The sequence below is a fragment of the Pseudomonas paeninsulae genome (assembly GCF_035621475.1).
In the GTDB taxonomy this organism is placed as follows: Bacteria; Pseudomonadota; Gammaproteobacteria; order Pseudomonadales; family Pseudomonadaceae; genus Aquipseudomonas; species Aquipseudomonas paeninsulae.
Genome location: NZ_CP141799.1, coordinates 2,632,316 through 2,645,311, shown reverse-complemented (window position 1 = coordinate 2,645,311; position 12,996 = coordinate 2,632,316). Strand labels below are relative to the sequence as shown.

Genomic DNA, 12,996 nt, shown 5'->3' with positions numbered 1-12,996 from the left:
CCAGTCTCAGCGACTAGTCGTCTTCTTTAATGTCCCAGCGCAACATCATTGCGTGGTCTTCGTGGATCAGGTTATGGCAGTGCATGACGTACTTGCCGACGTAATCGCGAAAGCGCAGGAACACCCGGATGGTCGATGCGCCCTGGAGCATGTACACGTCCTTGCGCCCTTGCAGGTGCGGCGGCACCGGCACCGCGACCCCGTCCTTGGTCATGCTGAGGATGCGCCCCTCCTCGAAGTGGATATGAATCGGGTGGCTCCAACCGTTATCGATATTCACCAGCTCCCAGACCTCGGCGCCGCCCTTGGGAATTACGGCACGCGCGCTGTTGGGGTTGAAGAACTGCCCGTTGATTGCCCACATGCCGTTCTTGCGTTCGAACACCCAGCGGCGTATCGGCGCGGCGGCGATTTCCGCCGGGTCGAGCGGCGGTTGCTCGCGCAATACATTCGGCACCTGGCTCAGGTCCTGCTCCGGCGGATAGCGGTCGACGACAAACTTCAACAGCTGAGTAGCCGCGCCCACACTATCGGCCATGCGGCTCTTGGTCTGCACCAGGCGATTGACCAGGTACAGTTCGGTGCCAATCGGGTACTGGGAGAAGTCGATGACGATGTCGGCACGCTCGGCCACGGCGATGCGCACACTGACCTGATTCTTCAGCGGAGCGGCGAACAGATTGCCGTCGTTGCCAATGTGGGTGAAGGTCTGCGACACGCCGTTGGCTTTCTGCAGGTAGAACTCGTAGATCCGGCTGGGCCCTATATCGAGCAGGCGGAAGCGGTACTTACGCGCAGCCACCTTGAGCACCGGCTCGATCTTGCCGTTGACCGCAATCTTGTCGCCGAGCGTGCCATCCGGCTCGACCTGATCGTAGATCAGTCGTCCACCGGCATCGAAGCGCCGATCGCCAAAGCTCAGCGGGTAATCGTAGGGATGGCTCGGCAGGCGCAAGGCGCGCGGATCTGAATCGCGCTCATTGCCCGAGTCGATGTGGTCATACAGCAGGTAAAACCCGGCCATGCCGAGGTACAGGTTGGGCGCGGTGAAGTCGAAGGTGTGGTCGTGGTACCAGAGCGTGCCCAGGGCTTCACGGTAGTCGCCGATACCGTTCTGCATCTGGTCATAGCCGGCATAGATGTTCGAGTAGAAGTGGTCCTTCCACTGCCCCGGCCCCGCCAGGGTTGGCCCGGACTTGACCGGGCTGAAGTAATCGCCGGGGAAGCCATCGCTTTCCGAGCCGACGTGCGCATTGTGCAAATGCATCGAGATCTCCGGCGAGCCGAAGCCGACGTGGTTCTGTGGCAGGCGATTCTTGAAGCGTACGATCACCGGCTGGCCATAACGGGTCATGATGGTCGGCCCCGGGGTTGTCGCCGCACCTTCGCCTATGGCGTAACCCCAGATGCGCTGCGGCGGATAGGCTGGATTGAACACCCAGGCCGGGTTTTCCTTGGCGCTCAGCTCATAGTGGGCCGGTGGATATTGCCGTGGCGTGGCGTACAGCTCAGCCCAGCGCTGATGCAAATTGCGGCCGCATTCGCCATCTGCGGGGCGCGGATCACCGGTGGGTTCAGGGCTCAGGGTGACCGGTTGCAGCGGTGTGATGGCCACAGGCAGAAACTGCACCCAGGGTGTGGTTGGCGGGCTGGGCGGCAATACCGCCGGGCCGGGTTCTGGAACCGGGTCTGGCTCTGGATCGGGTGCGCGCCGCCGCCTGGCACTGCTATCGGGCGATGCAAACAGCAGTGGCGCCGCCATGGCCGCTGCGGTGAACTTGAGAAATGAGCGCCGTCCCTCGCCTCCTGTCAGTAACGCATGACCGCTTGTTGGTCGCGGCTCCCAGCCACCGGCTTTAATGGAGACTTGCCAGGTGCCTAGCTCAAGCTTGTCCACGGTTGCCAAAAATTTTGAATTCATGACCCTACCCTCCCAACGTTGTTCTTACGCGACCATGCCTCTGGTATGGCCAGGTAAAAATCGTGCTCCGCTCGCGGCGAAGAAAACTGGGTGGCACCCATGGCATTAAATAGCGGGCATGCGCGCCAGCGCTGAATCGCGTCTGCTCGTCAGTGCTCTGTGTTGTCTGCTGGGAGAGGGAGGTCAAGCTAATGGCAGCACTGCGGTACGTTACCCGGGCTACCACTCATAGAAAGGCGGCCCACGCAGGTGAGCGGAAAAAACCAGATCAAACACAGACTCCATCACGACTCGAATGAGTCTTGCCCTGTCCATGACGCACTCCTGTTGTGTTGGTGCTGACACCTACTGTCATGCCCGCCCTGCGCAAAAACTTGCAAAGTCGTCCCTCTCCCACCGTTAACTAAAGGATCGACCTTGTCTCTTGTCAAGGATTCGTCGGGATCAATACAAACTCGACATTAGATTGTCTATCAGATTGTTTTTACTATATTTATTAATACAAAATGGCATTTTGCCGTCATCACCCACAGCGTTTGAGCTATAACAGCGTTCACAGGTGATCGCTGCGTACTGCCGGAGGAGCACGGCGATACCTATAAGAACGGCAGAGTGTCGAGACGAGCGCTTCACCCGCTTGGGGCGTTTAGCGCCAAAGCAGCGCCTACAGTCAAGATGCACCGAAGCGCGCCACCGGGGCGGGGCATAGAAGATCAACCAGATGCTCACCAACAGCCCGGCAGGCAGCGCCAGCAACAGCGCTAACGCGCTGCTAAGCAGTGACGCGGCAAGCATGGCTTGCAACCCAAGCTGACCATTTGCAGGTTGCCAAGTGCTGCCCAATAGACCTGTTCCACACCCGCGGTCTGCCCTCGAGTAAAGCAATCGAAACTTTCCTCGCGCGCCGGTTACAGCGAACGCCAACTATTGGAAATCGTGCGGGCACTTGCCGTCAAAACTTGAGCAGCTACGCCAATCACCTGCTCCACAGCCCTCTGAACACGATGCTCGCGGGGCGCACCTGGGTGCAGAAGTGACCGAGCGCACCACCTGCTGATCAGATGGCACGCTCGTGCGGGACGTGGCAGTGATCGACCGAACGTCCCGCTGATTGGCGCTCGAAATCTATCTCATGCGCAGCAGACAGGTCCCGGCCACACGCGCGCAACAATAGCCAGCAATTGCCTACCCTTTTGCGGCATGGATTGACACCTGGCGTACCTGCCGATGCTGTCGCGGAGCGGCCTGAATCTACGCCCACTCTGCGGCCTGTAACAAAGTCCCTGCTGGTGTATCTCAATCAAACCGGAGCGACCTCTTCGCCCCGTCATAGCGAGATAGCGCCATGAGTAACGTTACCCTCTACACCAGCCAACACTGCCCTTATTGCCGCATGGCCGAGCAGTTGCTGGCGCGCCGTGATGCCGGCCCGCTGAGCAGAATCAGGGTCGATGTGGATCCCCAGGCCCTGCGCGCGATGATCGAAAAGACTGGAAGACGCACGGTGCCACAGATATTCATCGGCGCACGGCATGTTGGCGGCTACGACGACTTGGCCAGACTCGATAGCGCGGGCGAATTGAAGACATTGCTGGCTGATTGCTAACTGATCGCAGACGGAGAAAGCCATGCGAAGCGGCCAACGCACACTTTTCCAAGCCCTGGCGCTGTGCCTGTGCATCAGCGGTTCGGCCCTGGCCGTGCCGCCGGAAGGGCCGACCCGCCTGCTGTCGGCCAGTCACGAGAAGTACGCGAGCGCCATGCTGTCCGGCGGCCCCGGCAAGGACGGTATTCCAGCCATCGACAGCCCACGCTTCACCGACGCGGCAAGCGCGAATGATTTTCTCGATCCCCAGGACATCGTCTTCGGCATCTTCCATCTGGGGCAGGCGCGCGCCTATCCGCAGCGCATCCTGGTCTGGCACGAGATCGTCAATGACAGCCTGGGCGAGGATGGCCTGAGCATCACCTACTGCCCGCTCACCGCCACCGCCGTCGGCTTCAAGCGCGGTGCCACCAGCCTCGGCGTTTCCGGCAAGCTGCTCAACAGCAACGTGGTGATGTACGACCGCGCCAGCGACAGCCATTGGTCGCAGATTGCCGGTGTGGCCATCGACGGTCCGGCCAAGGGCCGCAGCCTGGAGGAAGTGCGGGTGGTCTGGACCACCTGGGCCAGGTGGCAGGCACGCCATCCGCAGACCCAGGTGCTGTCCCGCACAACCGGCACCCTGCGCAACTACAGCCGTGATCCCTACGGCAGCTACCTGCCGCTGCAGGGTTACTATGCCGACCCCGGCATGATGTTCCCGGTCATGCACCAGGATTCGCGCCTGCCAGACAAGCAGATGATCCTCGGCTTTCGCACCGAGCAGGTGGCCATCGCCGTCGACAAGATGCACCTGAGCAAACAAGCGGTACTGCACTACCAGCATGGCGACGAGCACTTCCTGATCATAGCGGACCAGCAACTGGATACTGGCTGGGTCTACCGATCCGATAAGCCGATCGAGCTGGACCCGGCCAATCTGCGTTTTACCGCCGAAGGCCCGCAATCGTCTGTGCTTGAGGGGTTGCAGGCGGTCAACGCCTTCGACGCCATGTGGTTCGCCTGGTACGCCTTCTACCCACAAACGGTACTGATCGATGGCTCGCCCCAGCCCTGACAGACGACTAATCGGCTGCCTGGCCGTGCTCTATGCCCTGCTCTACCTATATGCCATCGGCGACCTGGACATTGGTCAAGCCGGCTGGAGCTGGCAGGCCCTGGACTGGCAATGGCAGCGCCTCTTGGCACGCCGTGGGCCTTGGCATTTCGAGGCCGTGGCCATGCTGGAACTGGGCGTTATGGTGCTGCTGATCAGCCCGGCCAATCTGGCCTTGGCCGGGTTACTGGCACTCTTGCTGGCGATCAATCTACACGGCGCCCTGACGTTGCGCCGCAACGCCCGGTGCTCGTTGCCCCAGGGCGCCGCGTCGAGCGCAGGGTTGTGGCCGGCGCTGCTCGCCGGCGGCGCCTGTTGCGCCCCCAGCCTGCTGCTGGTGTTGGGCATTCCGGGGCTCGGCGCCTTCGTCGGCCTGTTCGCCTGGCTGCTGCCGCTGTCCCTGGTGCTGCTGGTGTTGAGCCGCTGTTGGCAACGGCAGCGTGGCGCTCCCCGGGTGCTGTGGCTGCTCTAATTGCTAGCGAAGCGCTTCGACCAACGGCTGCTAGCAACGCATTCCGGTCGGCACGGCACCTGTAACAAAGCGCCTCGCCAGTCATCCTAAATGTACATAACGTATCTTTGGAGGATGACACCATGAAAACGATACTGAGTATGACGGCACTGGCCGCACTGATGATGGGCGCTGCCGTGACTACGGTACAGGCCGAAGGTGGCAGTGGCCGGCTGATGGACTACCGCCTGGAGCAACAGGCAGTGGTGAATAACCGCACCAGCCAGGACTCCACTGAGCGCTTTGCTCAGATGATCAAGGAACAGCCCACTGCCGCGGGTAGTGCGCGCGAGCAGCAGGAGCGCATCGAACAGTCGGAGCCCAGCTTCAAGTCGCCTATCCATAGGGACAGAGCGCTCTACGGCAGCCCCCATTGAGGGCATGTACTTTGCCGTCTGAAACAGGGGGGTGATGCCAACAAAGCCGGCATTACCCATCCCTCGGCACAGGGATGTGCCAACCAATCGCCGGGACGTAAATCCGTTGAAAAGCCCCTACTACCTTGCCGCGTACTCTTGCCCCTGGCGCTGGAGGCCCACCCCACGCGGTCTTTTCTCCCAGGTTGATTGAGCAAGGCTGCGCAGGTGACGACCCGTCGAAAGCGCTGGCCAGTAGCCTGCTGCTGATGGCGTGGCTCGTCGAAGCCGGGGGGCCTTATAACCGGTGTCATCTGTGGCGGGGGTCACGTTATGCCAGGTTACGCGGCGCCTGACTCGACTACGGCTGCTGGGTCGCCCATAGCAGGCCTCAGCCTCCACTCCGCCAGATGTGGACACCACGCTCAAGACTTTGCCGGCCGCCATCTGTGGATGCGGCTATTGCCAAAATCGACCGCGAATAGCGTGCCATCACCCCCTACGGCAACCGCGATGGCATGTTCGAACTGGCCCGGGCCATGGCCTTTGCTGCCGAAGCTGGTGAGAAAGCTGCCGTCAGCGGAAAACTTCTGAATCCGATGGTTGTAGAAGTCGGCGGCGAACAGATTTCCCTGTCGATCGACGGCCACACCGGTCACGGTCGCGAACCAGCCGTTGAAGGGCCCGAAGATGTTGCTGGCAAAAGGGCCACCCCACTTGCGCATGAAGCCCCCCTGGCGGTCGAATTGCTGTATTCGGTCGTTGTAGCCGTCGGCGACGTACAGTGCTCCCTCGGCGCCGATCGCCACATCAGTGGGATAGTTGAACTTACCGGCGCCGATGCCGATCTTGCCGGTCGCGCCTTGCTGCCGGACAAAGCGGCCATCGGCCTCCAGTTGCTGAATGCGCTGGTTGTAGACGTCGGCGACCCACAGTTTGCCATCGGCCGCGACTGTCACGCCCCCGGGAGAATCAAACTCGCCGGGGCCGCTGCCCGTGCGGCCGATGATGCGCCTGGACGTGCCGTCCAGGCCGAACACCTGGATGCGGTCGTTGAAGTATTCGGCCACATAGAGTTCGCCGGCATGCACCGTCAGGTTCATCGGTCGGCCGAGTTGTCCGGCTCCACTGCCGGGAGTGCCGAACTGGCGTTTGAAGTTGCCGTCGAAATCGAAGACCTGGATACGCCCGTTGCGCGAGTCGGCGACGAACACCTCGTCGCCGGCCACAGCGATGCCAGTGGGGTCGTTGAACTGCCCGGGCGCGCTGCCCTGTTCACCCCAGGCGCCGACGAACTCATAGGAAGGCTCCTGGGCCGACGGCACAAACGCCAGCCAGCCGGACAGGCCGACGAGTGCCAGGATGATCACGGCATTGCGGCCCAGCTTGAGAACAGCAGCGCGCTGCATGGCAGTTCCCTTTAGAAGTTGACGCGAAAGCCGGTGGTGAAGAGGTAGTCGGTCTCCAGCGCGCTGCCGTTGAGTTGCTGATGCACGGGGACCTGCACGCCGGCCTCAAGGATCCATTTTTTTGTCACGTATTGCAGTCCGGGGGTGATGAACAGCCTGGTGCCTCCCGAATTCGCATCGGCGCTCCCGCCGCTGCGATCCTTGTCCGCGTGCAGCAGGTTGGCTTCGAGCACGCCATAGAGGAAGGCCGGCACGCCGGCACCCAGGCGACGAGGCAATAGGCGGTACTGCAGCGAGCCGTCGGCTTGCCAGCGGTTGCCAGCCTGAAAGCCGTTGGCTTCGCGGTTGGCCCTGTAGCTCAGCTGGCTGTCGATCTGGAAATCCAGGGTCTGGTAGGTGAGCACCGCGCCGCCGAGCACATCCCAGGAGCCGGAACCCGGCTGCAGCGGCGGCGGCAGGCGTCCCAGACGGTCACGGGCGTCATCCTCGCCGGTCGGCGCCTTCACACCGAGGAAGGGTGCGATACGCAAGGTGCGAGCGGGTGCGTCGTACTGGTAGGCGGTATAGCGGCCCAGCACGGTGAGATCGCCGACACCCGCTTGACTGCGGCTGAGCGTCTGCCCATCCAGGCGCCTATCCAGGCGCTTGTCGAACCAGGGCAGCATGCCGAACAGCGCGAAATCCCGGGTCACGCCATAGCCCAGCACCGAGACCAGACTGGTCACCTGCAGATCGCGCTTGGCGGGCGAGGGATCGTCGGCGCTCTGCATGAAGATCAACTGCTCGCGCCACACGTAGCCGCCCTCGTGCACCGGCAGCGCCGTATTGAAGGTAAGGGGCGCACTCCAGGCGGTGCCGACCGCCAGGCACAGGCCGCTTACGGCTAGCGGCATGACGGTCTTCATTTCGCGTCCCCCTCCGGCCCGCCAGGCGCGGCGGACTGCAGCCGCTCGAACCTGCGCAGGCTGAAACCGGCGGCTGTTACGGCCTCTCGCGCCGCGGCCTCATCGAGGCTCATGCCGTCCTCCATGGTGACCTGCACGCTGCCGTCCTCGATGCGTGTCTCGAGGTGCTCGACGCCGGCGATGGCGTTCAGCTTCTTCTCGATGCCATAGGCGCAGAACGGACAGGCCAGGCCGTCGACTTCGATCCGGTAGCTGGGGCCGGCGGCAAGCGCGGCTGCCGCCACCAGGAGCAGACCCAGTGCCAAGCCTGCCCCCTGGATACATGTGCTTAACTTCATCGGTAGCTCCCCTGCGGAGCGGGCCCTGTGGTGATCTTGCCAAGATAGACCTTGGCGCTAACGCCAAGGTCAAACACTGAACCCGCGAATTCGCCGGGGCCAGCTCCGGAGCTTGATCTAGACCTGGCCGGGCCCTGCGGCGCGCAACGCCTGTTCCTCGACGCTGGCGGCCGCACAGCACGAAGCCAGTTGACCGTTGATCGCGACTGTCGGTACCGAGCGCACGCCCAGACCCTGGGCGCGTTTCGCCACGCCGAGGTCGTTCATGTCGAGGATGGAGACCTCGCACGAACTGCAGACGAGGTGCTTGACCAGTTCGATGGCAGCTTGGTGCGAGGGGCATCCTGCGCTGAACACTTCGATTTTGCGTATGGCGGTCATCGGCTTTCTCCTGCGAAAAAACTGTGCGGCCAAGGCGGCCGTCCGAATGCTGAGCTGTCCCCTGCACGGACAGCGTAGTCCATGGAGCCGACTCCAGGGTCAGGCCCCGCTTGCGCTACGCGCCAAATCACGCGCGCCGAGGTGCCGGGCCCAGGCCAGAGCGATAGCCGGCACCAGCAACCATTGCAGCAGTGGCGAGACTCCGAGCGGAAGAAAGGGCGTCAGCGGCATCCATTCGGAATAGGCCCAGCTCATCTGCACGGCCGTATTGAACCACTCGCTGAACGCCGTATAGGCGAGGCCGAAGCTGACCGAGACAGCCCCAAGCCGTCGCCAGCGCCAACGCTCGAGCGGACCGGCACGCGTGGCGACCAGCGCGGCCAACAGGGCCAGGATACCGATCAGCATGTCCCCCAGCGTGCAGTGGATGAGGGCATAGGCGATGGATGCCGGCGGCGCCTGCAGCCACAGGGTGTACAGCGGCAGTTGGGCGATTTCCCAGAGCAGGCTCAGGGGCGTGAAAAGCACCAGGTAACGCGCGAACAGGAAACGCCAGACTTGCGGATCGTCATGCCAGATGTGCGCCCTGCCTGTGTCGCTCGTCATCAATCGATTTCCTTGCGCAAAGAGGGTACCGCCAGATTTCGACCGCACCGTGCATTGTGGCAGCTACCCGGCACAGCAGGAAAGCTGCGTCACATCCTTGAAGAAGGTCTGCGCGCAGAGCTTGAGCCCCTCCACCATGGTCAGGTAGGGGAATAACTGGTCGGCCAGTTCCTGTACCGTCATTCGCGCCCGAATGGCAATGGCGGCAGTCTGGATCAGCTCTCCCGCCTCGGCAGACACCGCCTGAACTCCCAGCAATCTACCGCTGCCCGCTTCGGCGACCAGTTTAATAAACCCTCGGGTGTCGAAGTTGACCAGCGCGCGCGGCACATTGCCCAGGCTCAAGGTGCGGCTGTCTGTTTCGAGCCCTGCCTCGTACGCCTGCACCTCGTTGTAGCCGACGGTGGCCACCTGTGGGTCCGTGAAGACCACCGCGGGCATGGCGTCGAGATTGAGCGTCGCCTCGCCGCCGGTCATGTTGATCGCCGCACGGCTGCCGGCCGCCGCCGCCACATAGACGAACTGCGGCTGGTCGGTGCAGTCACCCGCCGCATAGATATCCGCTGCACTGGTGCGCATGCCCTGGTCGATCTGGATGCCACCGCGTTCGTCCAGCTTGACGCCGGCATCTTGCAGATTCATGCCCTGGGTATTGGGCGTGCGGCCGGTGGCGACCAGCAGTTGATCGACCCGCAGTTCGCCGTGGTTGGTGCTCAGTACGAATTCGCCGTCGGCGTGGGACACCCGGCTGGCCTGGGTGTGTTCCAGCACCTCGATGCCCTCCATACGCAAGGCCGCCGTCAGCGCTTCGCCAATGGCCGGGTCTTCGCGGAAGAACAGGGTGTGGCGCGCCAGGATGCTGACCTTGCTACCCAATCTGGCAAAAGCCTGGGCCAGTTCAAGTGCGACCACCGAGGAACCGATCACGGCCAGGCGTTTGGGAATCGAGTCGCTCACCAAGGCCTCGTTGGAGGTCCAGTACGCTGTGTCCTTCAGCCCTGGAATCGGCGGAACGGCCGGACTCGCGCCAGTGGCAACCAGGCAGCGGTCGAAGGTTACGATGCGCTCGCCACCCTCGGCCAATTCCACGCTGAGCGTGTGACCATCCTGGAAACGGGCGGTGCCGTGCAGCACGCTGATGGCCGGGGTGCGCTGCAGAATGCCTTCGTACTTGGCGTGGCGCAGTTCGTCCACACGACCTTGCTGCTGCGCGAGCAGGCGGTCGCGCAGGACGATTGGCGTCATGGCAGGCAATCCAGCATCGAACGGACTCTCGCGACGCAGGTGGGCCACATGCGCGGCGCGAATCATGATCTTCGACGGCACGCAGCCAACGTTGACGCAAGTGCCGCCGATGATGCCGCGCTCAATCAGGGTCACCCGCGCGCCGCGCTCGACGGCCTTCTGCGCCGCCGCCATGGCCGCCCCGCCGCTGCCGATGACGGCGATGTGCAACGGGTGCTCGCCGCCCGCCTGCCTCGCTGCAACACCTGGCCCATCCAGCGCCTGGCCGACCAGTCCGGCAGAATTGCCTGGACCGGCGATAACCTGCGCGCGATAGCCGAGCGCGGTGACTGCCGCGACAAGCGCCTCCACGCTTATCTGCCCAGCGGGCGCAACCGCTGCCACTCCTTGCGGATAGGACACGCTCGCCGAACGCACGCCCGCAACCTTCTCCAATGCCTGCCTGATGTGCTCGGTGCACGACCGGCAGGTCATTTCCTGCATCTGGAGTTCGATCATCGCTTTTCTCCCGTCTTCAAATCCGCCGTGCAGCACGCATCGGCTTTACGCTTCTTGTGCACGGCGTACAGGGTCAGCGCAATGAAGGCGGCCAGCGCCGGAAACAGTACAAAATCCAGGTAGCCGGTAAGGGCAGACAGGCCAACCAGCCCGAGAAAAACCACCAGCAGCGGCGTAAAACAACACAATGCCGCCACTACCGAGCCACCCAGGCCGATCTTCAACAGCGTATTGGGGTTACTCATCGTCACTCCTTAAGCGAAGCCGGGTAGCCTGCGTTTTCGCTGGCGTTGCTCAGGGCTTCGACGCTGGTTTTGCTGTCATCGAAGGTGACTATTGCTTCACGGTTCGCATAACTCACCTCGGCCTTGATCACACCCTCGACCTTGGTCAACGCCTTCTTCACCGTGAACGGGCAAGCGGCGCAGCTCATGCCCGGCACCGACAGGGTGACGGTCTGGGTGGCTGCCCAGACAGGTGTAACGATGAGGGTGGCGAGGGCGATGGATACGAGTAGTTTTTTCATGGCGAACTCCTGATCAGTAAAACCATGGGAGAAGGTAGGGAAAGCCGAGCGCGACCAGCGCCAAGGCCACCACCACCCAGAACAGCAGCTTGTAGCTGCGGCGTACCTGAGGGATGGCACAGACCTCCCCGGCCGTGCAGACTTGCGCCGTGCGGAAGATCCGTCGCCAGGCGAAGAGCAGTGCGACCAGCGCTGCGCCGATAAAGAGCGGACGATAAGGCGCCAGTACCGTCAGGTTGCCGATCCAGGCCCCGCTGAATCCCAGCGTGATCAACAGCAGCGGCCCCAGGCAGCACGTCGAGGCGAGGATCGCAGCGAGTCCTCCCGCGACCAGAGGGGCGCGCCCGTTTGACGGCTCAGACATGCTTTTCTCCTTCCGATTATTCGAGCGATGACCTAAGGTTACTTCCGTAGTCATGTACGGACTCAAGCGCTATGCACAGCAAACCAGAAAGCCTGACCATCGGTGCCTTCGCCAAGGCCGCCGGGGTTAACGTGGAAACCATCCGCTTCTATCAACGCAAGGGGCTGTTGGCGGAACCGCAGCGCCCCCAGGGCGGTATCCGCCGTTACGGACAGGCGGACGTGGCGCGGCTGAGCTTCGTGAAAACGGCCCAGCGCCTGGGCTTCAGCCTGGATGAGATCGCCGAGCTGCTATGCCTGGAAGATGGCACCCACTGCACCGAGGCCAGCCGCCTGGCCGAGTACAGGCTGCAGGACGTACGCGCCAAGCTGGCCGACCTGGCGCGGATAGAGTCCGCTTTGTCCGAGCTTGTGAGCGCCTGCCAAGCCGGCAAGGGCGAGGTTTGCTGCCCGCTGATCGCCTCGTTGCAAGGCGCAACGGCTCTCGTCGCCACCGGCGCTGACAGTGGCTGATGAGGGGCCAAGCACCGCCGCCGAGCCCATTGGCCAGTCATCGAGAGGGCTGTCGATGAACACCCACGAAAACCCGCTTGCTGATCGACGGCCCCTCGAATGCCTTTCTCTTCCCGGCTACGGCCTTCTGTCGGCAGGCTCAATTGTCGGAACAACCACCACCGTGAATCAGATACTCCAAGGCCCGCAGCTTGCCCTCACGGTCTTCGTAGTACATGACCGAGGGCACAACATCGCACACCTGGCTGGTGTCGCTTATGTACAGCGCTCGCGCGATATCCAGCTTCATCCCGTAGTGGTAGGTCTCGACCGGGATCTGCTCCAGGTGAGACGGGATATCAGGCTGCATGTCCTGTGTCAGTTGAGTCTGGCCGGCATGTGCCAGCCCACCAGCACCGACCAGGCTTATCGCGGCGATCAGGCTGGCAAATCGGATTGTGTGTTTCATGACGTCATCCTCCAGAGGAATTTGACTGACATGAATTTGATCTGCTGTGGCAGCGCTTGTTACAGCTCGAACCATGCGGCTCGTCGGCACTCAAGCGCCTGGCCTACACCGATTGAGTCGATCCCTTCCCGCATTAACTCGCCGCGGTAACAAACCGCCGGCCAATGCCTGCAAAGCGCGTGGGACTTGCGGTGCAGCCCATCGATCGCGATGCCGGCGCGCTGTAAGCGTGCATATGCGCAGGGGCCAGATGATTGAAGGTGGCCTCGGCGAG

General features: G+C 62.6%; 16 protein-coding genes. 5 read left to right on the top strand and 11 right to left on the bottom strand.

Going from position 1 to position 12,996, the window contains the following annotated elements; all coding sequences use genetic code 11:
• Nucleotides 1-13: 13 nt before the first annotated feature.
• Nucleotides 14-1,921, bottom strand: a complete 1,908-nt coding sequence (locus VCJ09_RS12240) for a multicopper oxidase family protein (protein ID WP_324734547.1) — start codon at nt 1,919-1,921, stop codon at nt 14-16.
• Nucleotides 1,922-3,266: 1,345 nt separating this feature from the next.
• Here VCJ09_RS12240 and grxC point away from each other — a divergent pair.
• From grxC to VCJ09_RS12220, 4 genes are all read left to right on the top strand, one after another.
• The gene (gene grxC, locus VCJ09_RS12235; RefSeq protein ID WP_324734546.1) at nt 3,267-3,527 is read left to right on the top strand and encodes a glutaredoxin 3; all 261 of its coding nucleotides are present in this window, start codon (nt 3,267-3,269) and stop codon (nt 3,525-3,527) included.
• 22 nt (nt 3,528-3,549) lie between these two features.
• Entirely contained in the window at nt 3,550-4,584 is a 1,035-nt protein-coding gene (locus tag VCJ09_RS12230) for a DUF3179 domain-containing protein (RefSeq protein WP_324734545.1), read from the top strand.
• Nucleotides 4,565-5,095, top strand: a complete 531-nt coding sequence (locus VCJ09_RS12225) for a hypothetical protein (protein WP_324734544.1) — start codon at nt 4,565-4,567, stop codon at nt 5,093-5,095. Before VCJ09_RS12230 ends, VCJ09_RS12225 begins: the two co-directional genes overlap by 20 nt.
• A gap of 122 nt (nt 5,096-5,217) precedes the next feature.
• Nucleotides 5,218-5,511 (top strand): hypothetical protein, encoded by a 294-nt coding sequence (locus tag VCJ09_RS12220; RefSeq protein WP_079202052.1) that lies wholly within the window; start codon nt 5,218-5,220, stop codon nt 5,509-5,511.
• Nucleotides 5,512-5,915: 404 nt separating this feature from the next.
• Here VCJ09_RS12220 and VCJ09_RS12215 read toward each other — a convergent pair whose 3' ends face one another.
• From VCJ09_RS12215 to merT, 9 genes are all read right to left on the bottom strand, one after another.
• The gene (locus VCJ09_RS12215) at nt 5,916-6,899 is read right to left on the bottom strand and encodes an NHL repeat-containing protein (protein ID WP_324734543.1); all 984 of its coding nucleotides are present in this window, start codon (nt 6,897-6,899) and stop codon (nt 5,916-5,918) included.
• Nucleotides 6,900-6,910: 11 nt separating this feature from the next.
• Entirely contained in the window at nt 6,911-7,792 is an 882-nt protein-coding gene (locus VCJ09_RS12210) for a transporter (RefSeq protein WP_324734542.1), read from the bottom strand.
• A gap of 8 nt (nt 7,793-7,800) precedes the next feature.
• Nucleotides 7,801-8,142 carry a heavy-metal-associated domain-containing protein gene (locus VCJ09_RS12205; RefSeq protein ID WP_324734541.1) on the bottom strand — a complete coding sequence of 114 codons (342 nt, stop codon included), beginning with the start codon at nt 8,140-8,142 and terminating at the stop codon, nt 7,801-7,803.
• Nucleotides 8,143-8,259: 117 nt separating this feature from the next.
• On the bottom strand, nt 8,260-8,523 hold the full coding sequence (locus VCJ09_RS12200) for a thioredoxin family protein (protein WP_324734540.1): 264 nt from the start codon (nt 8,521-8,523) through the stop codon (nt 8,260-8,262).
• Nucleotides 8,524-8,622: 99 nt separating this feature from the next.
• On the bottom strand, nt 8,623-9,129 hold the full coding sequence (locus VCJ09_RS12195) for a hypothetical protein (RefSeq protein WP_324734539.1): 507 nt from the start codon (nt 9,127-9,129) through the stop codon (nt 8,623-8,625).
• 63 nt (nt 9,130-9,192) lie between these two features.
• Entirely contained in the window at nt 9,193-10,872 is a 1,680-nt protein-coding gene (gene merA, locus VCJ09_RS12190) for a mercury(II) reductase (RefSeq protein WP_324734538.1), read from the bottom strand.
• Nucleotides 10,869-11,117 (bottom strand): mercury resistance system transport protein MerF, encoded by a 249-nt coding sequence (gene merF / locus VCJ09_RS12185; protein WP_324734537.1) that lies wholly within the window; start codon nt 11,115-11,117, stop codon nt 10,869-10,871. Before merF ends, merA begins: the two co-directional genes overlap by 4 nt.
• Nucleotides 11,118-11,119: 2 nt before the next feature.
• Nucleotides 11,120-11,398 carry a mercury resistance system periplasmic binding protein MerP gene (gene merP / locus VCJ09_RS12180; protein WP_324734536.1) on the bottom strand — a complete coding sequence of 93 codons (279 nt, stop codon included), beginning with the start codon at nt 11,396-11,398 and terminating at the stop codon, nt 11,120-11,122.
• Between the two features lie 13 nt (nt 11,399-11,411).
• Complete coding sequence (gene merT, locus VCJ09_RS12175) at nt 11,412-11,762, bottom strand: mercuric ion transporter MerT (protein ID WP_324734535.1); 351 nt, start codon at nt 11,760-11,762, stop codon at nt 11,412-11,414.
• A gap of 71 nt (nt 11,763-11,833) precedes the next feature.
• Here merT and merR point away from each other — a divergent pair, with 71 nt between their 5' ends.
• Nucleotides 11,834-12,274, top strand: coding sequence for an Hg(II)-responsive transcriptional regulator (gene merR, locus VCJ09_RS12170; RefSeq protein WP_324734534.1), 441 nt, complete (start codon nt 11,834-11,836; stop codon nt 12,272-12,274).
• 139 nt (nt 12,275-12,413) lie between these two features.
• Here merR and VCJ09_RS12165 read toward each other — a convergent pair whose 3' ends face one another.
• Entirely contained in the window at nt 12,414-12,722 is a 309-nt protein-coding gene (locus tag VCJ09_RS12165; RefSeq protein WP_324734533.1) for a DUF2790 domain-containing protein, read from the bottom strand.
• Between the last annotated feature and the right edge of the window lie 274 nt (nt 12,723-12,996).

Bases quoted from the DNA above. Each gene is read 5' to 3' on its own strand.
- VCJ09_RS12165 (WP_324734533.1), bottom strand. From the start codon at position 12,722: ATGAAACACACAATCCGATTTGCCAGCCTGATCGCCGCGATAAGCCTG.
- VCJ09_RS12210 (WP_324734542.1), bottom strand. From the start codon at position 7,792: ATGCCGCTAGCCGTAAGCGGCCTGTGCCTGGCGGTCGGCACCGCCTGG.
- VCJ09_RS12220 (WP_079202052.1), top strand. From the start codon at position 5,218: ATGAAAACGATACTGAGTATGACGGCACTGGCCGCACTGATGATGGGC.
- VCJ09_RS12195 (WP_324734539.1), bottom strand. From the start codon at position 9,129: ATGACGAGCGACACAGGCAGGGCGCACATCTGGCATGACGATCCGCAA.
- VCJ09_RS12205 (WP_324734541.1), bottom strand. From the start codon at position 8,142: ATGAAGTTAAGCACATGTATCCAGGGGGCAGGCTTGGCACTGGGTCTG.
- VCJ09_RS12200 (WP_324734540.1), bottom strand. From the start codon at position 8,523: ATGACCGCCATACGCAAAATCGAAGTGTTCAGCGCAGGATGCCCCTCG.
- merP (WP_324734536.1), bottom strand. From the start codon at position 11,398: ATGAAAAAACTACTCGTATCCATCGCCCTCGCCACCCTCATCGTTACA.
- grxC (WP_324734546.1), top strand. From the start codon at position 3,267: ATGAGTAACGTTACCCTCTACACCAGCCAACACTGCCCTTATTGCCGC.
- merA (WP_324734538.1), bottom strand. From the start codon at position 10,872: ATGATCGAACTCCAGATGCAGGAAATGACCTGCCGGTCGTGCACCGAG.
- VCJ09_RS12240 (WP_324734547.1), bottom strand. From the start codon at position 1,921: ATGAATTCAAAATTTTTGGCAACCGTGGACAAGCTTGAGCTAGGCACC.
- merT (WP_324734535.1), bottom strand. From the start codon at position 11,762: ATGTCTGAGCCGTCAAACGGGCGCGCCCCTCTGGTCGCGGGAGGACTC.
- merR (WP_324734534.1), top strand. From the start codon at position 11,834: ATGCACAGCAAACCAGAAAGCCTGACCATCGGTGCCTTCGCCAAGGCC.
- VCJ09_RS12230 (WP_324734545.1), top strand. From the start codon at position 3,550: ATGCGAAGCGGCCAACGCACACTTTTCCAAGCCCTGGCGCTGTGCCTG.
- VCJ09_RS12225 (WP_324734544.1), top strand. From the start codon at position 4,565: ATGGCTCGCCCCAGCCCTGACAGACGACTAATCGGCTGCCTGGCCGTG.
- merF (WP_324734537.1), bottom strand. From the start codon at position 11,117: ATGAGTAACCCCAATACGCTGTTGAAGATCGGCCTGGGTGGCTCGGTA.
- VCJ09_RS12215 (WP_324734543.1), bottom strand. From the start codon at position 6,899: ATGCAGCGCGCTGCTGTTCTCAAGCTGGGCCGCAATGCCGTGATCATC.